27 protein-coding genes and 1 pseudogene are annotated in these 25,569 nt (G+C 40.7%); 13 read left to right on the forward strand and 15 right to left on the reverse strand.

Going from position 1 to position 25,569, the window contains the following annotated elements:
* Positions 1-14 precede the first annotated feature (14 nt).
* A complete protein-coding gene (locus tag H6G08_RS14095) occupies positions 15-587 on the forward strand; it encodes a Uma2 family endonuclease (RefSeq protein ID WP_190543391.1) in 573 nt (190 codons plus the stop codon).
* Positions 588-659: 72 nt separating this feature from the next.
* Here the strand turns inward: H6G08_RS14095 and H6G08_RS14100 are convergent, their stop codons facing one another.
* Entirely contained in the window at positions 660-1,766 is a 1,107-nt protein-coding gene (locus H6G08_RS14100) for a peptidylprolyl isomerase (RefSeq protein WP_190543394.1), read from the reverse strand.
* A 252-nt stretch (positions 1,767-2,018) separates the two neighbouring features.
* Here H6G08_RS14100 and efp point away from each other — a divergent pair, with 252 nt between their 5' ends.
* From efp to H6G08_RS14115, 3 genes are all read left to right on the forward strand, one after another.
* On the forward strand, positions 2,019-2,576 hold the full coding sequence (gene efp / locus H6G08_RS14105; protein ID WP_190543397.1) for an elongation factor P: 558 nt from the start codon (positions 2,019-2,021) through the stop codon (positions 2,574-2,576).
* A gap of 106 nt (positions 2,577-2,682) precedes the next feature.
* Positions 2,683-3,216: an acetyl-CoA carboxylase biotin carboxyl carrier protein gene (accB, locus tag H6G08_RS14110; RefSeq protein WP_190543400.1), complete on the forward strand. Its 534-nt coding sequence runs from the start codon at positions 2,683-2,685 to the stop codon at positions 3,214-3,216.
* Between the two features lie 61 nt (positions 3,217-3,277).
* Positions 3,278-3,625, forward strand: a complete 348-nt coding sequence (locus tag H6G08_RS14115; protein ID WP_096646392.1) for an ArsR/SmtB family transcription factor — start codon at positions 3,278-3,280, stop codon at positions 3,623-3,625.
* Between the two features lie 129 nt (positions 3,626-3,754).
* Here H6G08_RS14115 and H6G08_RS14120 read toward each other — a convergent pair whose 3' ends face one another.
* The gene (locus H6G08_RS14120) at positions 3,755-4,363 is read right to left on the reverse strand and encodes a GerMN domain-containing protein (protein ID WP_190543403.1); all 609 of its coding nucleotides are present in this window, start codon (positions 4,361-4,363) and stop codon (positions 3,755-3,757) included.
* A 439-nt stretch (positions 4,364-4,802) separates the two neighbouring features.
* On the reverse strand, positions 4,803-6,611 hold the full coding sequence (locus tag H6G08_RS14125; protein WP_190543406.1) for a proline--tRNA ligase: 1,809 nt from the start codon (positions 6,609-6,611) through the stop codon (positions 4,803-4,805).
* Positions 6,612-6,757: 146 nt separating this feature from the next.
* Between H6G08_RS14125 and H6G08_RS14130 the strand changes: the two genes are divergently transcribed.
* The 4 genes from H6G08_RS14130 (at position 6,758) to H6G08_RS14145 (ending at position 10,639) form a co-directional block, all read left to right on the forward strand.
* Complete coding sequence (locus H6G08_RS14130) at positions 6,758-8,164, forward strand: 1-acyl-sn-glycerol-3-phosphate acyltransferase (RefSeq protein ID WP_190543409.1); 1,407 nt, start codon at positions 6,758-6,760, stop codon at positions 8,162-8,164.
* Between the two features lie 48 nt (positions 8,165-8,212).
* Positions 8,213-9,004 (forward strand): Rpn family recombination-promoting nuclease/putative transposase, encoded by a 792-nt coding sequence (locus H6G08_RS14135; protein ID WP_190543412.1) that lies wholly within the window; start codon positions 8,213-8,215, stop codon positions 9,002-9,004.
* A gap of 61 nt (positions 9,005-9,065) precedes the next feature.
* Positions 9,066-9,470, forward strand: a complete 405-nt coding sequence (locus H6G08_RS14140; protein WP_190543415.1) for a hypothetical protein — start codon at positions 9,066-9,068, stop codon at positions 9,468-9,470.
* A 74-nt stretch (positions 9,471-9,544) separates the two neighbouring features.
* Positions 9,545-10,639, forward strand: a complete 1,095-nt coding sequence (locus H6G08_RS14145) for a HEAT repeat domain-containing protein (RefSeq protein WP_190543419.1) — start codon at positions 9,545-9,547, stop codon at positions 10,637-10,639.
* A 336-nt stretch (positions 10,640-10,975) separates the two neighbouring features.
* Here H6G08_RS14145 and H6G08_RS14150 read toward each other — a convergent pair whose 3' ends face one another.
* From H6G08_RS14150 to H6G08_RS14195, 10 genes are all read right to left on the reverse strand, one after another.
* Positions 10,976-11,551 carry a Uma2 family endonuclease gene (locus H6G08_RS14150; protein WP_190543422.1) on the reverse strand — a complete coding sequence of 192 codons (576 nt, stop codon included), beginning with the start codon at positions 11,549-11,551 and terminating at the stop codon, positions 10,976-10,978.
* A gap of 257 nt (positions 11,552-11,808) precedes the next feature.
* Positions 11,809-12,345 carry a (2Fe-2S) ferredoxin domain-containing protein gene (locus tag H6G08_RS14155; protein WP_190543424.1) on the reverse strand — a complete coding sequence of 179 codons (537 nt, stop codon included), beginning with the start codon at positions 12,343-12,345 and terminating at the stop codon, positions 11,809-11,811.
* Between the two features lie 367 nt (positions 12,346-12,712).
* Positions 12,713-12,916 (reverse strand): putative nitrogen fixation protein NifT, encoded by a 204-nt coding sequence (nifT, locus tag H6G08_RS14160; RefSeq protein ID WP_096646380.1) that lies wholly within the window; start codon positions 12,914-12,916, stop codon positions 12,713-12,715.
* Positions 12,891-13,175, reverse strand: a complete 285-nt coding sequence (locus tag H6G08_RS14165; protein WP_096646379.1) for a nitrogen fixation protein NifZ — start codon at positions 13,173-13,175, stop codon at positions 12,891-12,893. The genes nifT and H6G08_RS14165 overlap by 26 nt, the downstream gene beginning before the upstream one ends.
* On the reverse strand, positions 13,165-14,295 hold the full coding sequence (gene nifV, locus H6G08_RS14170; RefSeq protein WP_190543427.1) for a homocitrate synthase: 1,131 nt from the start codon (positions 14,293-14,295) through the stop codon (positions 13,165-13,167). Before nifV ends, H6G08_RS14165 begins: the two co-directional genes overlap by 11 nt.
* A 327-nt stretch (positions 14,296-14,622) precedes the next feature.
* Positions 14,623-14,820 carry a DUF2949 domain-containing protein gene (locus tag H6G08_RS14175; protein ID WP_096646377.1) on the reverse strand — a complete coding sequence of 66 codons (198 nt, stop codon included), beginning with the start codon at positions 14,818-14,820 and terminating at the stop codon, positions 14,623-14,625.
* A gap of 389 nt (positions 14,821-15,209) precedes the next feature.
* Complete coding sequence (locus H6G08_RS14180; RefSeq protein WP_190543430.1) at positions 15,210-15,467, reverse strand: Asr1405/Asl0597 family protein; 258 nt, start codon at positions 15,465-15,467, stop codon at positions 15,210-15,212.
* Positions 15,468-15,719: 252 nt separating this feature from the next.
* On the reverse strand, positions 15,720-16,496 hold the full coding sequence (gene cysE, locus H6G08_RS14185) for a serine O-acetyltransferase (protein WP_190543432.1): 777 nt from the start codon (positions 16,494-16,496) through the stop codon (positions 15,720-15,722).
* Positions 16,497-17,873: 1,377 nt separating this feature from the next.
* Positions 17,874-18,347, reverse strand: a complete 474-nt coding sequence (locus H6G08_RS14190) for a hypothetical protein (protein WP_190543436.1) — start codon at positions 18,345-18,347, stop codon at positions 17,874-17,876.
* 263 nt (positions 18,348-18,610) lie between these two features.
* Entirely contained in the window at positions 18,611-18,835 is a 225-nt protein-coding gene (locus H6G08_RS14195) for a type II toxin-antitoxin system HicB family antitoxin (protein ID WP_096646371.1), read from the reverse strand.
* Positions 18,836-18,884: 49 nt separating this feature from the next.
* Here H6G08_RS14195 and H6G08_RS14200 point away from each other — a divergent pair.
* The 5 genes and pseudogenes from H6G08_RS14200 to H6G08_RS14220 all read left to right on the forward strand — a co-directional run.
* Positions 18,885-19,364: pseudogene (locus tag H6G08_RS14200) on the forward strand (Rpn family recombination-promoting nuclease/putative transposase); the annotation flags it as partial.
* Between the two features lie 103 nt (positions 19,365-19,467).
* Positions 19,468-19,611 (forward strand): hypothetical protein, encoded by a 144-nt coding sequence (locus H6G08_RS14205; RefSeq protein WP_190543439.1) that lies wholly within the window; start codon positions 19,468-19,470, stop codon positions 19,609-19,611.
* A gap of 100 nt (positions 19,612-19,711) precedes the next feature.
* A complete protein-coding gene (locus H6G08_RS14210; RefSeq protein WP_190543442.1) occupies positions 19,712-21,106 on the forward strand; it encodes a cytochrome P450 in 1,395 nt (464 codons plus the stop codon).
* Positions 21,107-21,300: 194 nt separating this feature from the next.
* Positions 21,301-21,570, forward strand: a complete 270-nt coding sequence (locus H6G08_RS14215; protein WP_190543445.1) for a GlsB/YeaQ/YmgE family stress response membrane protein — start codon at positions 21,301-21,303, stop codon at positions 21,568-21,570.
* Positions 21,571-21,726: 156 nt separating this feature from the next.
* A complete protein-coding gene (locus H6G08_RS14220) occupies positions 21,727-22,215 on the forward strand; it encodes an alpha/beta hydrolase (protein ID WP_313941853.1) in 489 nt (162 codons plus the stop codon).
* Between the two features lie 490 nt (positions 22,216-22,705).
* Here H6G08_RS14220 and H6G08_RS14225 read toward each other — a convergent pair whose 3' ends face one another.
* Positions 22,706-23,383: a response regulator transcription factor gene (locus H6G08_RS14225; RefSeq protein WP_190543448.1), complete on the reverse strand. Its 678-nt coding sequence runs from the start codon at positions 23,381-23,383 to the stop codon at positions 22,706-22,708.
* Between the two features lie 48 nt (positions 23,384-23,431).
* Positions 23,432-25,357, reverse strand: a complete 1,926-nt coding sequence (locus H6G08_RS14230; RefSeq protein ID WP_190543450.1) for a transglycosylase domain-containing protein — start codon at positions 25,355-25,357, stop codon at positions 23,432-23,434.
* Positions 25,358-25,569: the final 212 nt, after the last annotated feature.

The following is a 25,569-nucleotide window of genomic DNA, read 5'->3' on the forward strand; positions in this document are numbered from 1 at the left end:
ACTCAGCACTACTTATGGTTACTACACCAGTTACCAGTATCACTTTTGAGGAGTACTTAACCTATGATGATGGTACAGGTTTTCATTACGAACTGGTGGATGGTAGGTTAGAACTGATGAACCCACCGACAATTGAACATTTTCTGATTGTGGATTTCTTGGCTACTCTATTGAAAGCAGAAATTAAACGCCTGAATTTACCTTGGCTGTGTTTTCGGGAAAGTGGGGTAAGAACAGGGAAAAATAAATCTCGGTTGACTGATTTATCTGTGGTGACTATAGATCAAGCAAAAGAATTGCTCGATAAATCAGCAGTATTTCAGTCTGCGCCATTGTTGATTGTTGAGGTGGTGAGTCCAGATTCGGTGAAACGAGATTATCGCTATAAGCGGTCTGAATATGCGGCATTGGAAGTGCCAGAATATTGGATTGTAGACCCCTTAACAGCCAAAATTACAGTTTTATTGCTGGAAGAAGGACTGTATGAAGAAACAGTGTTTACAGGTAACCAGCAAATTGTATCCCAGACTTTTGGGGAAATTGCGATCGCAGTTGATTTGGTATTGAATTCTGCAAATCTAGGTTAGTGCGATCGCAATTTGTTTAGTCAGCAATTTATTGTTACTTTGAACGCAGAAATACTGACTGCAAAATATATTTTATGCTGCTTCTGGTTGAACTAAATTTTCTATGCCCTGAACAACAGTGGCAGCTTCAATTTTATCGCCAGCTTTGAGTTTATCTAAAACATCTTCACCTTCGGTTAGATAACCAAACACAGCATAACGTCCATCTAACAGGTTGCGTCCGGCTGGGGTAAGTTCTGGTTCAAACAAAAAGAAGAAGAATTGAGAAGAAGCACCATTTACCTGACTTTCTGGACGTGCCATAACTACAGCACCAAAGGAAGAAAACGGTAGAACTGGCATATCTAAGTAACGTCCCGCATCTTCAAGGGTGACGCCGTATGTTGGCGCTTTATCGCCTTGAACTAGAACTTCTAAAGGAATAGCCCGGTATTTTCCTGTTTTAGGATCGATGAAACCTACGTCCTTACCTGGGGGATCGCCACTTTGGAGAAAGTAAGATTCTTCGGAACGGGTAAATTCTAAACCGTTATAAAAACCACGTTGCACCAAATCAACAAAATTACCAGCAGTCACCGGGGCGCTATAACCATCGACAACAACGGTAAGATTGCCTTTGTTGGTTTTAATATCTACAGTGGCGCGACCTTTGAGTTGGGGTAGGTTATTGTATTCCTGGGGGACTTCAAAAGGAAATTCCTTCACCATTGACTCTTCGACAAGAGACACGAGATTCAGAAGTCTATCGCGTTCCGATTTGACTTTTTCCTTGTCCTTAACTTTGGCAATTTCTTGCAATTCGTTGACGCCAGATTTCAATTCTTCCAGCCAAGCTTTGGCTTGGGGTTGGCGTTCTTCGGGAACGCTTGCTAGGATTTTGGATGGTTGATCGAGAACTTTGGCAGCTTTGCTGATGTCTTTAGAGATAGCGCCCCAACGCCGATTTCCCCGCAGTTGGCTTTTGATATCTTCTAAACTGGCTTGCAATTGCCGTACAGGTTCATTTTTGATTGGGAGTGCATACCGCAACAGAGATCTGCCATCAGTGATTGCATTCCCAGCTGGTAGGGCGGCGCTACTGGAGGGAGTCCATGCAGCTGTACTTATGCCTAAAAATATTGTTACCAGCAGTATTGCCATGAGGCTGTTCTTCAGCCAGGATTTTAATAAATTAAACATGGTATGGCTTAAATGCAGCATTTAAATTGTTGACTGGACGTAACCCATCACTTATCTTCCCACAGTAGGAGTGCTGAGTTTTGAATACAGAGTCAAAAGTCCAGAGTCAATAGTCCAAAGTCAATAGTCCAAAGTTGAGAATTTCTTGACTATTGACCATTGACCATTGACCATTGACCAATAACTAATAACCAATGACTACCCTTGAGGGGTACAATAAATGCCGATTGTCTTCCAATAATTGAAAGTTTCATGATCTCCAGTAACGACTTTCGACCCGGTGTCTCAATTGTTCTAGATGGGTCTGTATGGCGCGTCATTGATTTCCTCCACGTTAAGCCAGGTAAAGGTTCAGCCTTTGTGCGGACTACACTCAAAAATGTCCAGAGTGGCAAAGTTTTAGAAAGAACCTTCCGGGCGGGGGAAACTGTACCACAAGCTACTCTCGAAAAAATCACGATGCAGCATACCTATAAAGAAGGTGATGAATTCGTCTTTATGGATATGGAAAGCTATGAAGAAGGCAGATTAAGCGCAGCACAAATTGGCGATCGCGTCAAATACCTTAAAGAAGGTATGGAAGTGAACGTCATTCGCTGGGGCGAGCAAGTGCTAGAAGTTGAATTGCCCAATTCTGTAGTTTTAGAAGTCACCCAAACAGATCCGGGTGTTAAAGGTGACACGGCTACTGGTGGTACAAAGCCAGCAATTGTGGAAACCGGCGCAACTGTGATGGTTCCCTTGTTTATTTCTCAAGGAGAACGCATCAAAATTGATACCCGTGATGATAAATACTTAGGCAGGGAATAATTATTATCTCCTTTGAGAGCAATCCCGATTTCAATCCCTTTATAGGGATTAAATCCCTGCCACACTTAAAATTTTTCTTTAGATACAGGTCGAGGTAATAAAAACTGTGCCATTGGACTTTAATGAAATTCGCCAACTGCTAGCAACTATTGCCCAAACAGATATTGCCGAAGTCACGCTCAAAAGCGATGATTTTGAGCTAACGGTACGTAAAGCGATTAGTTTGGCAGTAGGTCAAGCAGCATCAGGCGGTGTGGTTGGTGTGGGATTAACATCGGTTGCGCCTGTTGCACCCCAGATAGGATCAACGGCTGTCACAGATGCAGGGACACGCAGCACAGAGAATGCTGCTGGATCTAGCTCGCAGTCGTCAGGATCTCCCTCAGCAATTGATAAAAGATTAGTAGAAGTGTCCTCCCCGATGGTAGGTACGTTTTATCGCGCACCAGCACCCGGAGAGGCCCCATTTGTGGAAGTAGGCGATCGCATCCGCAGTGGTCAAGCGGTCTGTATCATTGAAGCGATGAAGCTGATGAACGAAATTGAGGCGGAAGTATCCGGTCAGGTGATGGAAATTTTGGTGCAAAATGGTGAACCTGTGGAATATGGTCAGCCTTTAATGAGAATTAACCCTGATTAAGTATTAATCTATATATGACGTAGAGTCATTGTAAATTTTTCAGTACTGCGGGTTAATCCTGATGAAACAAGTGTTGCCTGTACCACCAGAAGTGGTGCAACAAGTAGCTGAATACTTCAGTCTGTTAAGCGAACCGATGCGCCTTCGGCTGTTGCACTTACTACGAGATGAAGAAAAATGCGTACAAGAGTTGGTAGAGGCAACACAGACTTCGCAGGCAAACGTCTCCAAACACCTGAAGGTAATGTGGCAAGCAGGTATTCTTAGCCGCCGCAGTGAAGGAACTTGCGCCTACTACCGGGTGGAAGATGAGATGATTTTTGAATTATGTAATCGGGTTTGCGATCGCCTCGCTACGAGGTTAGAACAGCAAGCCCATAATTTTAGGGTGTTAAATAGCAAAATGTAAGAGACGCGATTAATCGCGTCTGTACAATTGTCAGTTGTTAGTTGTCAGTTGTCAGTTGTCAGTTGTTGTTTCTCTCATCACCAACAACCATTGACTATTGACTATTGACTATTGACTCTTGACCATTGACTAAAGCGGATAATCTTTCTTAAAGCTTTCACGGGTTACTGGCTGATCTAAGACTACGCCTTCGCCGCCTAAAACATCCAATTTCTTGCCGTTGACATCAATGTACACTTTGGCATTAGGTTTTACAGTAGTCGCAGTGTAGACAACTTGTCCTACACGCCCTACCATCGAGCTACTACCACCGCCACTGGTAAATTCTTCAGATAAATTAACGCGAATTTCATCATTGTTAACAGTCAAACCCAACAACTTAGTACCTTTGGGGATGGTAGTAGAATCTGAACCTTCGGTTGGGCCTGCTAATAAACTTTCAAAAGCTTTTTCTAAGACTTGATTTGGTTGAGCAGCAGCTATTTTAACTGGTTGAGGAGCCAATTCTAAACTTTTACCATTATCTTTGAGCCAATAAACATTAGCAGTTTGCTCTTGATTAGGCTGTGCAGTAATGCTCCTTCCTGGCTGATTTAATGTTTGAGAAGATGGAGGCGGTGTCGGGGTGTTGGATTGCCAAGTAAGCCAAGCAACACCACCACTAACTGCTACTACTGCTGCTGAGACAGCTGCTACGACACCTGAAGAATTCCGGCTAGATCCTTGTTGGTTTTTCATATTTAAAACCTGCTTGACTGAGGGCTGAGATATTATGTGTGGGAAGAGCAGCCTGATTTAAGACGATACTTAATAAAAGGGGAGTTTCCAAACACCTAGAGGATGGCTATCTATAACAACAATGCCGCCATGTCTCTTTCCGCAGGGACTACCTTAATTTTAATTTCGGTCTTCTATTACGTCACGGATCTAAAGATGGGCATTGGGCATTGGGCATTGGGCACGGGAGGAGGACAAGGGAAGGGGGAAATAGATTGTTGACAAGAAGACAAATGTGTGTATTTAAAAACAAAAAAGTAGGTTGGGTTAAGGGTAGCGCAACTTAAGCAAGTAACGCTAATCGTGTGTTTTTTGCCTCAACCAAACCTACATTTCAGTTTGTTCTGTTCCCTAATTTCGATGCCCTATGCCCTATGCCCCATGCCCCATGTCCACAACCCTAATTTTCTATCGCAGCTGCAATCCACTGTTTGATTGTACTTACGACTTCTGGAATGTCAATTTCTTGGGATTGACGAGTGGCTCTTTGGACTACTTCTACTTTACCGTTAGCGATCGCTCTGCCGGTGACGATTCTGTAAGGTATACCAATTAAATCGGCATCTTTGAATTTTACTCCTGCCCGTTCGTCGCGGTCATCGAGTAAGGTTTCAATTCCGGCTTGATTTAGTTCTTTGTAGAGTTTTTCGGCGATTTCTACTTGTTGAGCATCTTTAATGTTAGGAATTGTAACGATTGCATGATAAGGGGCGATCGCCACTGGCCAGATAATTCCATCTTTATCGTAAGATTGCTCTACGGCTGATTGTGCCAACCGTGACACGCCCACACCATAACAACCCATAACTAAAGGTTTTTCTTCCCCTTGTTCGTTGGTATAAGTTGCACCCATCGCTACAGAATACTTTGTACCCAATTGGAAGATATGCCCGACTTCGATACCTCTAGCGCTTTGTAGGGTTTGCTCTGGGTTGTGTAAAGCGCGATCGCCTGGTCTGGCTTTGCGAATATCTACTACCAACTCAGGTAATTTAAATTGCTCGCTCCAATTCGCACCCACTACGTGATAACCAGCTTCGTTTGCGCCTGTGACGAAGTTCTTTAATTCAACTGCGGTTTTATCGACTAAGCGCAAAAATTGCGGATGTACTTGTTTATCGCCTTTGATATACTCATCAGCAATATCAGGGGCAATATAGCCTAAAGGTAGAGATTTTGCTGCCCATGTTTGTTGCGCTTCCGCATTGGGTACAGTCAAAGCGATAATAGTTTTTGCGCCATAATTAGCAGCTAATTTTGTCAATTCATTTTGTAATTTGACTTCATTAACTTCTTGATCGCCACGGATGCTAATTAAAACTAATACTGTTTTACCGTTGTCATAAACTGTCTGGTAAAGAACATTCTTCACCACTTGGGTAGGAGAACAGTTGAGAAATTTACAAACTGTTTCAATGGTTTCGCTTCCCGGTGTTTCGCGTTTTTCGTAGGTGGTAAACGCTGAAGCTACCGCATCTGCTGGTAAAGATACCGCTTTTTCTACGTTAGCGGCGTATTTTCCATCTTCGGTGTAAAGAACTTCATCTTCTCCCGCATCCGCCAGTACCATAAATTCTGTGGAACCAGAACCGCCAATTGCGCCGGAGTCAGCTTCAACGGCGCGGAAAGCCAAACCAGAACGGCGCAGCATGTTGCTGTAAGCCTGGTACATATCTTGGTAAGTGGCTTTGAGGCTATCTTCATCCACGTGGAAGGAATAACCGTCCTTCATGATAAATTCTCGTCCGCGCATCAAACCAAAGCGGGGACGAATTTCATCGCGGAATTTCGTTTGAATTTGGTAGAGATGCAATGGTAGCTGACGGTACGAGCGAATCATATCACGCGCGATCGTTGTAATTACTTCCTCGTGGGTGGGGCCTAAGCCTAATTGTTGCTCCCGTCTGTCGATGAGGGAGAACATAATTCCCTCAGCTTTGGTATAAGTATCCCACCTTCCCGACTCTTTCCATAACTCAGCCGGTTGTAATTGTGGTAACAAACATTCTTGCGCGCCTGTGGCGTTCATTTCTTCGCGCACAATTTGGGAAACCTTTTGTAATACCCGCCACATCAGTGGTAGATAAGCATAAACACCGCTCCCGATGCGACGAATATAACCTGCACGTAGTAATAATTTATGACTGGGAATTTCCGCATCAGCTGGATCATCCCGCAGTGTAACGAATAACATTTGTGACAGTCGCATCGTTTATTCCCTTTCCCAAAACACTTAATGAATTATGAATTATGAAGTGTGAATTATGAAGTCCGAAGTTATGAAGTATAAAGTATAAAATTTCATCCTTTATCCTTCTGCCTGTTTTAAATCGCCACTTTGAGGAGAAAAATCTCTTGACTACTGGAATTTACCAAGCACAACCACCTCTAGAATTTATTCCGCCGAGGTTTAACCCCTTATTACTTCAACTGTCGCATTTGTTACTTCCCAGCTTGATTAACTGGAAAACAGCGATTACGCAAATTGAAGCAGACAACGTAGAAATTTTAGCGGATCTCTACCGTCAGTTTCAGGATGGTAAGATTCGGTTTTTGTTAGCATTTCGCCACCCAAAAACGGAAGATCCTATTTGTTTAGGCTACTTACTGTCGCAACTCGTACCGAAAGTAGCACGAGAACAAGGCATAAAAATCCAAACTCCCATTCATGCTCATTTTATCTACGATCGCGGTATTCCTCTATGGGCTGGCAAACATATAGGCTGGCTGGCGTCGTATTTAGGCGGTACTCCCATCCAGCGCGGTAAGGCTGACTGGAATGGTTTACGTTCAGCGCGGGATTTATTCGCCAATGGAACTTTCCCGATGGCTGCTGCGCCAGAAGGCGCGACTAATGGGTTATCAGAGATTATGAGTCCCTTAGAACCGGGTATTGCACAATTAGGCTTTTGGTGTGCTGAAGATTTGCAAAAAGCTGGACGCACCGAACAGGTTTTAATTGTACCAGTTGGGCTTAAATATAGTTACGTTGCTGCCCCTTGGAATGCGATCGCGCAACTTTTGAGCGAATTAGAAGCAGCTAGCGGTTTACCGATAAATCCCTCGGAAAATGGCAATAGTGCAACTATCGAGTCACTATATCCCCGCTTGTTGACTTTAGCAGAACGTTTATTAACCTTGATGGAAGACTTCTATAAGCGCTTTTATCATCAAAAGCTGCCAGAAGCGATGATAGCAGATCTGGAAAGAGGCGATCGCAATGAAGTTGTAAAAGCACGCTTACAAGCCTTAATGCATGTAGCCTTACAAATATCAGAGCAGTATTTTGACTTATCGCCTAAAGGTGCTTGGAACGATCGCTGTCGCAGATTAGAGCAAGCAGGGTGGAATTATATTTTTAGAGAAGACTTTAAGGATTTGAAATCATTATCGCCCATCGAACGCGCTTTAGGCGATCGCGTTGCCGAAGAAGCCAACCGCAGAATGTGGCACATGCGATTAGTCGAAAGTTTTGTTGCTGTTTCTGGTAGCTATGTTAAAGATAAACCCACAGTAGAAAGATTTGCTGAAACCACCCTATTGTTAAGAGATATGGTAAAGAAAATTCAAGGTAATAACGATCCTTTGCGTCGTCCCCAATTAGGTAAGCAAAAAGTCAAAATTACCATAGGCGAACCGATATCTATTTCTGAAAGATTCCCAACATATAAAGCTAATCGTGCCGGCGCAAAGCAAGCTGTTACAGATTTCACCAATGATTTACAAAAAGCAATGGAAGGTTTGATTGCCAAAGAAGGATAAGGATAAACTACATCATTACATTCTCAAAATTGTCCAGATAAACTCACAGTGAAAACTGACAGCATTTTTTATCGTCTATTTCAAGAAGTTCCCAGTATTTTCTTTGAACTTATTGGTAACCCTCCCGAAACCGCTAACAGCTATCAATTTTCTTCAGTTGAAATCAAGCAAACAGCTTTTAGAATTGATGGTGTATTTCTTCCCACTCAAGCTACAAACAATCCCATTTATTTTGTCGAAGTTCAATTTCAAGCAGACGCAGATATTTACTTGCGTCTAGTTTCTGAAGCCTTTTTATACTTGCGGCAAAATAAACCTCAGCATATTTGGCGAGGTGTAATTATTTATGCCAGTAGGAGTATTGATGTAGGAGAAATCCAAGATTGTCACGAATTTATTACTAGTCAGCGCGTGACAAGAATTTATTTAGATGAATTAGGTGATGTAGCATCGCTACCAATTGGTATTGCTACTATTAAATTAATCATTGAGGATGAAGATACAGCAATTACCACTGCTAGAGAGTTAATCAACCGCACTCAGCAAGCTGTAAACTTACAATTACCTCAGCAGATGTTATTAGCCTTGATAGAAACAATCTTGGTTTATAAATTTCCGCAAATGAGTCGAGAGGAGATAGAAACAATGTTTGGCTTAAATGAGTTGAAACAAACGCGAGTTTATCAAGAAGCGATAGAAGAGGGAGAACAAAAAGCAAAATTAGAAGCTGTACCTAGACTCTTAGCATTAGGGTTAAATGTTGAACAAATAGCACAGGCGTTAGATTTAGATGTTGCGCAAGTGCAGCAAATAGCGCAACAAACAAACCCGAATGATTGACACAGCTTTACATTTGCCTGGTAATTTTAAGAATATTAAGGCATGGGTTGGTAATTAAAAAATGGCAACAGAAACAATTACGCTGCAAATTCCAGAAATACTATATCAGCGCTTACTTAATACTGCTTACGCACAACGTCGCCCCATTGAAGAGGTAATTGTTCATGCTTTAAAAGTGGGTAGTCCGCCAGAATGGAATGATGTACCAGAAGAATTCCAAGCTGAACTCGCAGCTTTAGATAAACTAGATGACAATAGCTTATGGCAAATTGTCCGCAATTATAAAACAGTAGATGAAATGGAGCGCTATAACTATCTACTGGAGCGTAACTCTAATGGTAACATTACAGAGGCAGAGCAGTTGGAACTAATAGAACTGCGTCACAAAGCTGACAGTTTTATGCTTTGCAAAGCCCAAGCTGCTGTGTTACTTCGTTGGCGAGGACATCATGTCCCAACTCCGTAAATAGTTGTGTCTAAATATATTCCTTAAAGCTGAAGAAATCAAATAGCTATTAGCGATAAGATTGGGTAAGGTTGATGTCATTTCTCACAGAAACTTTAGAAAGAATCTTTAAGCATCTGCAACAATATAGACCAGAGGTGGCTTTACTTCTTAAACCAGGATTAACAATTGAAGCAATTCAATCTCAAATTCATGATTTACCTTTCTGTTTACCACAAGAAGTTTATGAACTTTACCAGTGGCATAATGGTATAGATTATTCAAATCTTTCAAAAAATGAAAATTTTCATCTTGATATTAATTTTATTCCTGGACTTGACTTTCTACCTTTGGAAGAAGCGATAAAATCCTCTAAAGAAATTGAGGAATTTAGGAATGAATATACTTCACCAGAGGATGAAAACTGTCATAAACCGTGGTTTCCAATTTTCGGTTCTGATGATTTAGAGTACTTAATTGTTTTTGGTGATTCTGTGAATAATGAAAATTCACCTATAATGCACTGTCATTTAGGAGGTGGAAGTCTACCTAAGTTTCAATATCCTAATCTGATAACCTTCATGATGGTAGTAGCAGAATGCTATGAAACAAATGCTTATTATATTGTTGAACCGTTGGAATCTAATTATCTGATTTCATATTTAAACGAAGATGTAAAAAAAGTTGCTGAAATTGAACGTCAATACTTTACTGACCAAGTAGAGTCAGTATTAACAGCATTATCTCAATCGAGAGCTTTACTGGACGACAAAATATTTGATATTTTATATCGCTTTAAAGATCCAAGATTTTTACAACCAATGATTCACGCCCTTCATCTACCTTTATATGAAGTAGATAATGAAGAAGAAAACATCTTAATTCGTATAAGAGCAGCTATAATTCTTGGTGAGATTGGAGATTTGAGAGCATTAGAGCCTCTCATGAGAGCATTAGAATATCGGCTAAATGAAGACCATGGATATTCTATTGCAAATACAGTAGCAGAAGTACTTAGAAAATTAGGAGACCCCAAAGCGATTAAATCATTGAAATTATTTTTGCAAAAAAATAAACAGATTCTTCCAATATTTATACCATCACCTTCATGGCTGAAGCGCATTTCTCTTCAAGAAGCACGAAAGAAAGCGAAATTCGCAATAAAAGAACTGGACAAGAAAAATTACTAAGTCTTTTCAAATCAGCTTTCAGTTATGACAACTATCAAGTCTTTTGTCTTCTCTTGTCTGTGGGAAATTACACACAAAAAGATTTCACTAATATTTAAGACTCCTATATACTGCACAATTATAACGTTTAGATATGTTATAAACAATCAACAGAGGTAACATATCCACAACAAATAAAGGGTAAAACCTTTACCCTTTAAGAAGAAATGTATACATATAACAAGAAGCTGAGACTTAAGTTAAGTGATTCTCTAGCAAAGAGGCGATCGCATCTGTATGATCTTTCCTATATTGCTTTTTATCAATGCGTGCTACACAGTAGGTGCGCTACTGTAATCAACTAGGAAATATCTTGGATAATTCCAATAATAAATCATGAAAATTTGGTAAATTAACTGACTCATTAGCTAGAAAAATTACCTTGCGGCGATAACCAAATTTACCTTGTGCAGCTTGATAAGGTTCACTGTAGCATTCTAAATAATTATCAACTAAATTAAATATCCAGTAATCTGAAATACCTGCTTCTGCATAAAGGGGTAGCTTGATTTCTTGGTCATATTTTAAAGAAGAATCAGCAATCTCAATTAAGAGTAAAATATCAGATGGGGTGGGATGATTCGCTAAATAGTCATCTGAACGATTTCGCGCAATCACCAAATCGGGTTCGGGTTCGCTGTTGTCAGCAATAGTAATTGGATCTTGGGTTCTAATAGTTCCTTGTTCTTTAACAAGCTGGAATAACTCTCTAGACAACCGGGTAAGACAAACTGAATGTAGTGTACCTTTTGCTGCCATATTGATTATTTCACCGTTAATTAGCTCAACTCGTTCACCTTCTTTGAAAAAGCCGAGTTCTGCTAGGCGGTGATATTCAGCTATGGTAAAGCGTTTAGCGGTGCTTAGGCTCATAACAAATATGGAAATGCAGAGTTATTTGCATCTTACACTTTTATACGGAAAATAGGCGGACTGGGAGCTTACCCTTTCCACCTGTATGATTTATACCAATTTAAAAAAAGAATGCGACAGATGCGTAGGTTGGGTTGAACGAAGTGAAACCCAACATATACAAGGCGTTGGGATGTTGGGTTGAGGAACGAAACCCAACCTACATTTGTAGCAATAATTCTTCAATTAGGTATTATTTAGCAAGTATATTTGCTTGCTTAAGTTAAGTGATTCTCTAACAAAGATGCGATCGCTTCTGGATGAACTTTCTTGTATTGCTTTTTACCAATCCTGACAACGCAGTTAGGTGCGCTGCTACAGCGTTTTTGACAACCGGTATGTTCGATTGTTACTTTGTCGATTAAACCGCGATCGCACAAAGTTTTTTCTAATTCTGATAATAAGCCTTTGCCACCTCGCTTGATACAACCAGCTTTTTGACAAACCATGATTTTAGCTTTGGTTTGTGGTGGTAAATGTTCAATGGGACAAACACCAGTCGATCTTACCCGAAAAGCCTTGAATTTGATTTCGCCTGTGTGCGCGTTTAATTGGCTAACACCATCAACGCGGATATGTTCTCCAGGTACTAAGGTGGAACCTAAAGCACCGCGCAATTCTTTGGGAACTTTTACTTGCAAATTCCCGGCTGGGATGGCTAAACGCAAATATTTAAATTTCCCTTCATCGCCAACAAAACCCAGGAATTCACCTTCAAGGTTTAATTCCGATAATGTCCGATATTTTTCACCCATGTTTAGCAACTCACAATTCAAAATTAAACTCAAAATTAAACTTAGTTCAACCTGAATCTAAACGGGTGCTATCATGTCCAATACAATGCTTATATCATGTCCTTAAATTTAACAATAATTACAACTTTTGGCATTGCCTCAATAGTTTAAATTATGTATATTTAAACATACATGATATCTTCAGAGCTAAATTACTATAGCATTACCTAATTATTGGTCTATCATCCATATCAAATGACGAATGACAAATGACAAATGACAAATGACAAATGACCAAACTTAGATAGCTATAGCAATCAACTAGTTAGTTGGAAATGATATAAGAGATAGATGCTTCCCCAATTACTATCTCCCCCCATAAATAATATTACGCAAGTCGTCTCGCTTCTACTGTTAGGGGTAAACTGTTTTCGTCTGGCATATCGCGAAATTCTAATTCCCAGCCGTTAGCTAAAGTCAGAATTTTCCCCTCAGCGCCGTCTGTTTCTTTGACTACGATTTCTTCTAAATCTTTTTTAGCGACGTAGACAACTAAATCACCGGCATCATTCTTCCGTAGCATTACTTTCATTAATTTCCTCGACAGATTCTAGTTCTTTTTTCCGACAACCGATGACGAACCCTGTATGTAAGAAATGCACAGCATAGATATAGGATCTCTGCAAATATGTGCCAATACTTGCAACGTAGCCAACTTCTCCTTTTTTGGCTAAAACTACGCCGATGTCTTGACCGGGAAATGTGCCATCATTTTTAATCAGTTTACGCAATCTGACTTTTTGGCCGATTTCAAAAGCTGGTGGTGAGTCAAGTTCAATTTCATCTTGCATGAGAATACCTCTGTTCTCTGGCTAGATTCAACAGTTCTTCGGTAGTTAGGCTACGTTTTTTCTCGATAGATTGTTGGCGTACTGCGTCTAAAACAGTTTGGGCTTCTTGGGAGTTAAGATAAATACCATGCTGTTCTAATACGCTAGATACTAAATGACGACCAGAATGTTTACCAACTACTAACCGTCGTTCCCAACCTACTTCTTCTGGTGCAAATGGTTCGTAGGTAACGGGGTTTTGCAACACGCCATGCGCATGAATTCCTGATTCGTGAGCAAAAGTATTTTCGCCAACAATTGCTTTCCAAGGTGGAACTGTGCTACCTGATGCAGATGCAACTAGTTGAGATAGTTCTAGTAATCTGGGAGTGTCAATACCTAAATCTACGCCATAAATGCGTTTAACGGCCATGACGACTTCTTCTAAAGCGGCGTTTCCGGCGCGTTCACCCAAGCCGTTGACTGTGGTATTTACTGAAGATGCTCCGGCTTTGATACCAGCAAGGGCATTAGCAGTAGCTAAACCAAAATCATTGTGGGTGTGGATTTCTAGGGGAATCATCAAGGCTGATGCTAGCCGCTTGACTTTATTGTAGGTAGTAAAAGGGTCAAGAACGCCTACAGTGTCGCAAAAGCGAAACCGCGATGCACCCCATTCTTGAGCATACAATGCTACGTCTAAGAGGAAGTTTTCATCAGCTCTTGAAGAATCTTCTCCGCCTACTGCTACCCAAAGACCATTATCAACGGCAAAGCTGACACAATCTTTAAGTTTTTGCAGACTTACCCGCCATTGTCCGTGAAATTTAGCAGCGATTTGAACTCCAGAAACAGGAATTGCAATATGTACTCGCTCTAAACCGCAGACTAGAGAAGCCTTAATATCGGAAATCACCGCGCGGTTCCAGCCGAGTAATTTGGCTTGCAAACCCAAGTTAGAAATTGCTGAGATAGCGCGTGTTTCTTCCTCACCCATCGCCGGAATCCCGACTTCTAATTCGGGTACACCGATGGCGTCTAAAAACTTAGCGATCGCAACTTTTTCTTCTAAGTTAAAAGCAACACCTGCTGCTTGTTCGCCATCACGTAATGTAGTGTCATTAATTAGGATTTGACTCATCTCAAACATCTCACTATGGGAATTATTCTTAATATTGTTTCTGGACTGCATTCCTGGTAGTCTGCAATCGCTACTAATGGTAAATGCCTATATATTTTCTAGAAAATGGCGGTAAATGCTGAAGAATCTTAAAAGACATGATTCATGACTCTTCATTATGCTCCATAAAAACTCAAGTCATCTGTATGAGAAAGAACCAAATTCCTGTATCATTTACAAATTCTTTTTTACGTTAATGGTTGACGGTTGACGGTTGACGGTTGACTGTTGACGGTTGACGGTTGACGGTTGACTGTTGACTAATGACTAATGACTAATGACTAATAGTCAACTTTGCTCATAGAGCCAGTCAAAAATCCGTTCTAGCTGCTCTAAATTAACTAGTCCATATTGCCAAAGCAGCATTGGTAAAGGGCCGTTATCTATTTTTTGATGTCGTAGCGCTACGGAAATGTCAGCACTGGAAAGTTCAAGCTCATTATGCAAAAAAGTAAGGAATTGTTTCTCGCTGTTGCGAATTACCATAAGCGGACTTTACTATTTTAGATAGGGGCAAAGCTGGAAAATTAAAAATCACAACTCTACATTTGCAACTTCAATTTTCTAATTGCCAAAATATGTCAAGAGAATTTCAGATTTAGCAGATGGAAAATAACCCCAAAACAAATGTGATACCAATTCGGAATTATTAACTAACAGGCTTCAGATTTAATTTAGGTTTGGTGCGGTTGCATCTGTCGCCGTCAGGGAGAGAATTGATATTACTTCCTCAGTCTGCAATAAAATTGCTTAGGGAACAGTAACTTCTACTTCCAATTCTCCGAGCAGATTATGCATATCTGCAAAAATTATCAATTATCCTGACAAAATCTCTTTTATTAAGTTGAGATTTTCGGCGAGATGGTAGTTTGTGCTTAAGATTCAGGCTGATAGTGCCAACAATGTTCTAACCAATCTACCAATTGTTGACGGGACGCGAGAAATTGGATTAAAGTACTGCGAACTAGGATTGCTGTTTGCAGACTATCTACTCGTACCAGCAAAGAACCATCAGGTTGACAAGAACATTCAATCCCTAATTCTTGTAAGCGGTGATAAATACGCCAGCGATCGCTTAGGGGAATATGCAATACGCGATCGCCTAGAAAGTCAGAACTACTAGGGGATAACATTTATAATTGTCCTTGGTCATTTGTCATTGGTCATTGGTCATTTGTCAATGGTCAATGGTCAATGGTCAATAGTTAAGAAAATCTCTACTTTTGACTTTGGACTGTTGACTGTTGACTCTGGACTTTTGTCAATAGTCAATGGTCAATGGTCAATAGTTAAAACAATCTCTACTTTTGACTTTGGACTGTGGACTGTTGACTCTGGACTGTTGTCAATAGTCAATGGTCAATGGTCAATAGTTAAGAAAATCTCTACTTTTGACTTTGGACTGTTGACTGTTGACTGTGGACTTTTGACTCTGGACTTTTGAGTTTTAATTCTTGCAGTTGTTGTTCTAATTGCTCGATGCGGGAAAGCAAGGAACGCATGACGCTGGCTTCGACATCGGGGAGTTTACCATGTTCTAGGGGTTCGCCTTGTTTGCGAGAAATAACCCGCCCTGGAATCCCAACTACGGTAGAATCGGAAGGGACATCGCGCAAAACAACTGAACCTGCGCCAACCCGAACGCGATCGCCAATTTGAATATTACCTAAAACTTTGGCTCCGGCTCCGATAACCACGTTTGCGCCGATAGTTGGATGGCGTTTACCGCTTTCCTTGCCGGTTCCACCCAGAGTCGCACCTTGATAAATTAGCGTATAGTCACCAACAATTGCAGTTTCGCCAATGACTACACCCATTCCGTGATCGATAAATACACCTTTGCCAATTTCTGCACCAGGATGAATTTCAATACCCGTGAAAAACCTTCCCAGATGGGAAATCAAGCGGGGAATGAAAACTACCCGGCGACGGTGTAACCAGTGAGCTAGACGATGTAAACAGATTGCGTGTAATCCAGGGTAGCAAAAGACTACCTCTAGCCAATTACGCGCTGCGGGATCGCGCTCAAAGATAATACGGAAATCACTCAATAATGGCTCAAACAAATCGCCAGAGAGTAGATTTTTCAGCAAGGAGGTATTTGCAGAATCCGGCTTGGTAGCAGTTTTGGGATTTCTGATACTATTTAATGACTGTTGCATCGGTACTTTCTGGTTGAAAAAGCCATGTGCTATTTTTCTGCTTATATCAGGCAGCTTCAAATAGGACAGTTTAGCCGATGCCCATTGAATTTATTGGATTGATTATACTTGTACTCAAACCCTGTAACACCCATGACAGCGCAATTTCAAATTTATCTGGGGGTAGGGGTACTGGTATTTTCCGTTAGGGGTACTAGTATTTATGAGGTAGGGGGTTCAGCATTCCTGTACTCATCACCAAACCCCCAGCCTGTAATACTTCGCAATCATTTATCGAGCTTATTTTGCGATATATTAAGCTGTACTCAAACGCTAATTAATGTAAAGTAAGTAGGGCAACCTATGGCATATCTGTATTCCCAGTTACCTTTCTTATTTTATTATTTTGCTAGGGGAAAAACTTAATTTCTTAATTTTCTCTTAGGATTTACTGTCTGTAAATATGTATACTTTTTCCCACAATTGAGTTGTCCAGACTTATATTTTAACTCGCGCCGCAACGCATATATGCACAGCATACACCAAAGACTCTGCACTAATCTTTGAGAATACAGTTGGCGAATGGTGGGTATTAGTTCTCAATGGCGATCTAGATTCTTCTGTGCCTTACCCGACATACCGCCCGCAGGCTAGAAGCCTGGGGCTATCGTTACCAAGCCTCTAAAAGAGGCTTTGTTTGATTAGCCGCACCCTTATAGGGTGACGGCGGGATTTCGCTCGCGGTGAAAAATTGTACTCCTAATTCACCAACAGCATTCTTTTAGGGTGAGGGGATTTTCGCACATGTGGGATGCTCTCTATATGCACAGCATACACCAAAGACTCTGCACTCATCTTCCTTGGCGCACTTGGCGCACTTGGCGGTTCATTACAGCAGTTTTCACCTATTTAAACCACATCTGTCGTAGGGGCACGGCACCGACAATCTTTTGGTACATACAATAATTTTACTAGTGCCGTGCCCCTACAGCGTGGTCTATTTACAGGAAGATGCTGTAAAATATAATGCTCATGGATAAGCGATCGCATTTCTCGCCACAATCAACTCACCCTTTGATTGCTTAAGGAGCTTCTGAACCTCATTAAAGAACTTCTGAACCTCATTAAAGAACTTCTGAGCCTCATTAACGAGCTTCTGAACCTCATTAAAGAACTTCTGAGCCTCATTAACGAGCTTCTGAGCCTCATTAACGAGCTTCTGAGCCTCATTAAAGAACTTCCGAGCCTCATTAAAGAACTTCCGAGCCTCATTAATGAGCTTCTGAACCTTATTAAAGAACTTCCGAACTTCATTAACGAGGTTTGATTATAGCAAAACACATATCGCGAGGTGTAGGACACGGCATTGCCGTGTCCCTACAGAAAACCCTATAATTACTAACTAGATGTAACTTTAGGCGATCTACCTTTGATAGCTTTGAAGCGTTCGCCTAATTGTTGAGCCACAGTTTTTAAACCTGGAGTCTTTTTCGCGGCTGTTTTTACATAGTCATAAACAGTTAAACTGCTACTCATCGCTTCACTACCGACTGCCAGTAGAGTATCATCTACTTGTTCAGTAATTTGGCGCATAGAAGTTAAAACTTCCGTGAGTGCAGTGGCTAATTGATAATCTTGAATAAGTTCCTCAACATCAAAACTGGCTGGAAGAATATCACGGTTCGACTGAGCAGCCGTAACGCTATTATTAACAAAAGCGAGACTTTTATCACCCATTTTTAACAACCTACGCCGTTCTTCATTGCTGAGAGTGACTAAAAACGGTAGCTTTTTTTGGATAGTCTGTAGTGCAGTCTTAATTTCTTGGATATCTTGGGGTGAAAGAGAGCCTGTAATGTTTTGATATGCCATCGTAGTATTACTGAGGTATTTCTAGGTTTTAGTAGCTATAGATGCTAAGTATAGAATGCCCAGTAAAGGATGCGATCGCACATTTTTTTGTAATTATTAGTGATACAGTACTTGCGGCGCGAACCTTAGCGATTCATTTTAGAGAATTCCTGAAAATAAATTATCCGACAAGTAGGGGCACGGCTTCTATAGACTTTCGGTAAAACAGAGATTTAATCGGTGCCGTGCCCCTACAATTGGGTTATTTTTGATTTGTAAGTCCCTTATGCCACATTAAATGCCTTTTCTAGTGTTTTTGGCTCTGGTAAAGGTTGACCATCTGCTAAAGAAGATTCAATTAGCATTTCTAAAACTTCCTGAGCATTTTTCAAAGCTTCTTCATAGGTATCGCCATGAGTATGACAAAATTCTCCCCATTCAGGAAGACTGACCACAAAACACTCATCTTCATCAGACCACTGAATAATTATTGTGTAGTGAGAATTCATTGTTGTTCTTCCTCTTGAGTTTTTTTAATTTCTTCTAACCTTTATCGGGGATAAAGAACATTTTTTAGAATTATTCCAAAGCCAGCGTATCAGTATAATTTACTTAGATGAATTAGGCGAATCTGCATCTCTACCGCTAGGTATTGCTACGATAAAATTAGTAATAGAAGGGGAAGATACAGCAATTAACATAGCCAGGGAATTAATCAACCGCACCCAGCAAGCCGTTAATTTGCAACTACCACAAAAACAATTACTAGAATTGATTGAGACAATTCTAGTTTATAAATTCCCGCAAATGAGTCGAGAGGAGATAGAAGCAATGTTTGGTTTAAGTGAACTCAAGCAAACACGGGTTTATCAAGAAGCTAGAGAAGAAGGTGAACAAATAGGTAAACAAGAAGGACGTTTGGAAGCAAAATTAGAAGCTGTACCTAAGTTTTTAGCACTGGGTTTAACTGTTGAACAAATAGCACAGGCTTTAGATTTAGATGTTGCACAAGTCCAGCAAGTAGCACAGCAAACATGATAACTTTGAAGCTTCTCTTTGCTGCACAATGCTAACGTAGGGATAAAATGCACATTGGCTGCTAGCGACAAACAGCTTTGCTTTTAAACCCAACATTTTCAGCTTGCCGCGCTACTACATTTACAGCATATTTCAGGTACATGAGGTACGCGCTTCGGGGCATGGCAGTGCCAGTGCCCCTACAATCAACGATAATCTCTACCTCACTAACTGGCAATCTGCTGTATTTCTCAAAGATAATACCTAAGATTCACCATTTACAGCCAGAAATCACTCCTTTTGATGAGGAATTATATTTATAAGTTGATTAATCTGCAAAAAGACAGATTAGCGTGGAGAATCTCTGGATGGCGCAAGATATTTTTGAATTACCCGCACCACCAATTAACTCGATGGTCGGACATTTAGTAGAACTCGGAGAAGATCCATTAGGTTTTTTGACTCGTTGTCGCGATTATGGTGATATTGTCCCGTTACGTTTAGGTTTAACACCTTCTTGTGTACTAACTAATCCAGAATATATTGAAGAAGTTCTCAAAAATCGCGAAACTTTTATTAAAAGTCGCGGCTTTCGGGTATTAAAAACTCTACTAGGTGAAGGGTTATTAACAGCAGAAGGAGAATCTTGGTTATCGCAGCGTCGTCTAGCGCAACCGGTGTTTCACCAAAGGCGAATTAATGAATATGGGGAAACAATGGTAGACTATACCAACCGCATGTTGCAAAGTTGGCAAGATGGCGAGGTTCACGATATTCATGCAGATATGATGCGGCTGACTTTGGCGATTGTCATGAAGTGCATCTTTAACGCTGATGTGGATGCTGGTGAAGCCAAAGTTGTGGCTAATGCTTTAGATGTGACAATGCATTGGTTTGAAAGCAAACGACGACAGAATTTTTTAGTTTGGGAATGGTTTCCCAGGCCGGAAAATATTCGCTATCGTCATGCTGTGGCGGAAATGGATGCAGCTATTTATCAACTTATCAGCGATCGCCGTCAGAGTGGCGAAAAAACCAACGATTTGCTATCCATGCTGATGGAAGCGCGGGACGAGGAAACTCAAGAACAAATGAACGATAAGTTGCTGCGTGATGAAGTCGCAACTTTAATGCTGGCAGGTCATGAAACTACAGCTAATACTTTATCCTGGACATGGATGTTGTTATCGCAACACCCAGAAGTGCAAGCTAAACTTTTGGCGGAGTTAAATGAAGTTCTGCAAGGAAATTTACCCACCATTCAAGATTTATCTCGCTTAACTTACACCCAGCAAGTAATTAAAGAATCGATGCGGTTATATCCGCCAGTGTCTTTGATAGGAAGGGAAGCGGCGGAAGACACCACCATTGGTGACTATGAAATTGCCCAAGGAACAACAATTATGATTAGTCAGTGGGTAATGCATCGCCATCCTAAATATTTCCCAAATCCCGAAGTTTTTCAACCAGAACGCTGGACAGAAGAATTTGAGAAGCAATTACCTAGAGGCGTATATTTTCCTTTTGGTGATGGCCCCCGGATATGTATTGGTAAAGGCTTTGCGCAAATGGAAGCAGCTTTATTATTGGCTACCATTGCTCAACGTTTTCAAGTTGAATTAGTGCCAGGGTTCCCCATTGTACCCCAACCCTCAATTACACTCCGCCCAGAATACGGGATTAAGGTAAACATTAAGCAGATTGTCAAGGGAAATGCACCTGAACAACCAATACCTAGATTCACAATGAAAACGACTACTTGATTATCCAAAAAAATATATCCTATTGCTTAATCAAATAGTTTTGGCATGTTGAATTTGCTGCGGTGGGTTTTATTACTTTAGATAGTGTTAGGTGTCTTGATAGCAGCATATTCTGTAGGTAGCTAAAAAGACAGCTAGTACTTTTTTGAAAAAAATTGCCGGACAAAGAAATATTGTGTTAAAGGAGAGAATTGATGAATATTCTTGCTTGGATCGTTTTAGGACTAATTGCAGGTGCGATCGCCAAAATGATTTATCCCGGACAACAAGGGGGTAACATTATCAGCACAATCCTGTTGGGAATTGTGGGTGCGTTTATTGGTGGTAGCATATATACTTTGTTAACCACGGGAACTTTAGCCTTAACCTCCGCAGGATTTAGTATTGGTGGTTTGATTGTCTCAGTTATTGGTGCCATTATTTGTCTATGGCTGTACTACACTTTTACTCGCAGAGCCTACTAAAGCTATAGCCTCTGTTAAGAAGTTGTGACATATTAGTCGTTACGCATAAAATAAATCAAGCTGCTAATTAGCAGAGGCTTTTTGATGGCGAAAACTGGTTATTCAAGGATGCAGATGGGCAGAGTTCACAAAACAATCAACATATTCGCAAGTGTTGTGACTTTACTTTACACTCACAGTGCGATCGCTGCCGAGAAAGTTACCTTAAAATATGGTATTTTTCGTCCTTCTGTCTCTGTTGATGAATTAACTCAATTTGCCAAAACCGGGGAAGTTTCCCAAAGTTTAAATTTCTACCTGAATCGTACAGGTCAAGATCCAAAAACAGTACGTAACATCTTAGCGCAAGAGGTAAATGCTAATCCTGTTGTCTTAGATCGAGTATTAAATAATCCAATAGGCGAATTTTTATTAGATAGAATTGGTCAATCAGTAGGTACGCCTTCAGGACAAGCAAATCGACAGGCTTTACGTTCAGCTATAGTTTTATCTGCTAGTCAAGACAGCAAAGTTTCATTAATTGAAATCATTCAAAACTACCCCACAAATGAGGTTGTTGTCGATGGCGAACGGCTCGCCCAAGCTTATAACCAACTATATATGTTGGGAGAAAATTTACAAAAAGTTTTACCTATCCCGAAGTAATAGCAAGAACAAAGGGGACAAGGGAGCATCCCAATTTTGACGCAATACCCTTCTAGGGTATTGCTATACCAACAAAGCCTGCCTTCGCAGGCTAAAAGTTTGATAGGTTGCGAAGGCAGGCTTCGTATTTCTAGCCCCACCCTTATAGGGTGAGGGCGTTTTTGCACATTTGGGATGCTCCCGTTTGTAACTCATCTAGGATTGCTATTTTTTATGAAAAATATTTATCGTACATAAAAGGGTTTAAGACCCCTACGTCTATACGTAGTATCATTTTCAGTCGGGGTTTAAATCCCCGACTGAAAATGTCTTTAATTTTGAATTTTGAATTTTGAATTTTGAATTGTTAAGAATAATTAAAATCTCCAAACGCAATTGTAAAAATTGTTTGGAGAAATAATGGTGTTCCCAAAGGAGTTATTCTTACTGCAAGTCTAACAATTAGTTGTAGAGATTACGGGTAAATATCGGGGAGAAATCGGTTAGTTATTTACAGCTGCTTGAGGCGATATCCTAGTCCATGAACTGTCTCAATCAAATCATCAGGTGCGCCTGCTTCTCGGAGTTTATTACGTAAACTCTTAATATGAGATTTCACTGTTTCTTCACTGGGTGGGTCATTAAGTGACCAAATACGCTCAATAATTCCTGTGCGACTGAGTACCCGCCTACCGCTAGAAACCATGAGTTCGAGCAAAGCAAATTCTTTTGGTGTTAGATGTAAGGGGTGTGTAGCATAGTTGACTTCATAAGTGCTGGAATTTAAATGCAAATCGCCCCAACTCAAGTCTGAGAAAGAACTAGCACTTTGATTGCGGCGCAATAGGGCGCGAATCCGAGCCATTAGCTCTGGCATTTCAAAAGGTTTGACCATATAGTCATCGGCACCTGCATCTAGCCCGGTAACTTTGTCAGCGAGGGTATCGCGTGCTGTTAACATTAAAACAGGCAGACTACGATTATGCGATCGCAAACGTTGACAAAAACTGACACCATCTAACTTAGGCAAGGTAATATCTAATACCACTAAGTCATATTCCAACCCCTTAATAAAATCCCATGCTGCTTCACCGTCTTGGGCTACATCTACCACATATTGACGGTCAGTTAGAGCTTCCATAAGCATCTCTGCTAGTTGCACATCATCTTCGACTACCAAAATCCGCATTTCTAGAATCTTGCTAAATTAAAACACTAAGAACAATGTTTATGATTTTCAATTTGCTTTAGGGCGAGGAAACTTAGAAGTTGGCTGAAATCTTTCGACTGGTTCACCTGCAAGCGCCTGCTGCATAAAATCACGCCAGATAGGAGCCACCGTACCGCCACCAGTAGCGCTACGCGCTAATTGTCGGTTGTCGTCCCTTCCTACCCAAATGGCGGTTGTTAACTGCGGTACAGTACCAATAAACCAAATATCCTTTTCTGAGGAAGTTGTACCCGTTTTCCCCGCAACAGGACGGCCGATAGCTGCGCTTTTACCAGTTCCTTGATTTATTACCGTCTGCATCACATCTAAAGTGGCAGCTGATGCCCAAGGATCGAGAACTTGTTTTGGTTTAGGAGTATTATCTAGCAACACATTACCACTACTATCAGTCACGCGGACAATAATCGTCGCTGGTGATTGCCAACCATAATTAGCAAAAGTGGCATAAGCACTAGCCATTTCTAGTGGTGTCACCCCAATTGCCCCTAGTGGTAAAGAACTCACCGGAATCATGGGACTCATAATTCCTAAAGTCCGGCAAGTTTCAATCACTTTATTCATCCCTACAGATTTGCCCAGCTTGATAGCGGGAATATTTCGTGACAGGGACATAGCAGTACGAATTGAGATTGCGCCCATAAAACTATTATCGTAATTGCGCGGGTAATACCAACCGCTACCATCTCGATAACTCACAGGAGAATCTAGAATTGTTGAATTAGGCGTGAATTTACCACTAGCAAAAGCAGCATAAAATACAAAAGGTTTAAAAGCAGATCCTGGCTGACGTTGTGCTTGAGTAGCGCGGTTAAATTCGCTCTTTTTGGCATCTACACCACCAACTAATGCTTTAATAAAGTGAGTCCGAGGATCGATTGCCACCAAGGCCATTTGATTGTTATATAAGCCTCGATTTTTTAAGGTACGATGCCATTTTTGAATGGTTGTTTCTGCCATTTTTTGGAAATTGGTATCTACTGTAGTTTGTATCCGCATTCCTCCTTTCAGCAGTGCTTCTCGCCCAAATTTTTTGACAATTTCTTGGGATACAGTATTAGTTACATAAGGTAAAGCGCTACCTTGAAAAGACCTAATTTTCCCTAATTTAATTGGTTCTTTCAAAGCAAGATTATATTCTTGTTGGCTAATCCAATTTAATTGCAACATTCGCCCCAAAACTTCTTTTTGTTGTTGTTTTGCCAGTTTCATATTCACAAAGGGGCTATATTCTTCTGGAGCTTGAATTAAACCAGCCAACATTGCTGATTCACCCAGGGTTAAATAAGCTGCTGATTTGTTAAAGTAAGTACGTGCGGCTGTTTGTATACCATAGTTATTGTGACCCCAATAAACTTGATTGAGGTACATTTCTAAAATCTCATCTTTACTCAAAACTTGCTCTAAGCGAATTGCTAATACTGCTTCCGCAACTTTTCGCGTCACAGCACGTTGTGGAGATAAAAAGAGATTTTTTACTAACTGCATAGTGATTGTCGAACCACCCTCGCGCACGCCCCCAGCTGTCCAATTAACTAATGCGGCTCGTCCAATACCAGGAGGATGAATACCACGATGCTCGTAAAAGTGGCTGTCTTCACTAGCTAATACTGCTCTTTTTAAATGGGGAGAAATGTTATTTAGAGTTACTACTTCCCGATTAGCTTCTCCGTGTATCTGGGCTAAAAGTTTACCTTGAATATCATAAATATATGTTGTTTCTGAGGGAAAAAAGTTGCGCAATTGTCTCACATCTGGTAAGTCCTGGAAACTCAGAGCTAAACCAACTAATCCTCCAGAAATCACAGAGATTGATAACACAGTAGTGGAGAAGAGCGTACCCCCAGTTACTTTACCAACTTCTTGCCAAAAGTTGAGTTTAGGCAAAGTCCGAATTTTTGTTCGTTTTTTATCAATAGTTTTCCAAGAAGACATGGCAACTCCAATTACTAAATTTGAAAATAGAGGCTAGGAGCTAGGGACTAGGGGCTAGGGAAGGAGATTTTCTCCTGAATAGCTAATTTGTAATTTTAAATATTGCTCACTCGCTGTTAATCGAGCTATGCTCTTATTTTTCGGCAATTAGAATAATTTTGCAAATATCACAGTAAATAAATTGCGGCAATCTTCGGAAAACAGATTTTATC

The organism is Calothrix anomala FACHB-343 (assembly GCF_014696435.1).
GTDB classification, from domain to species: Bacteria; Cyanobacteriota; Cyanobacteriia; order Cyanobacteriales; family Nostocaceae; genus Aulosira; species Aulosira anomala_A.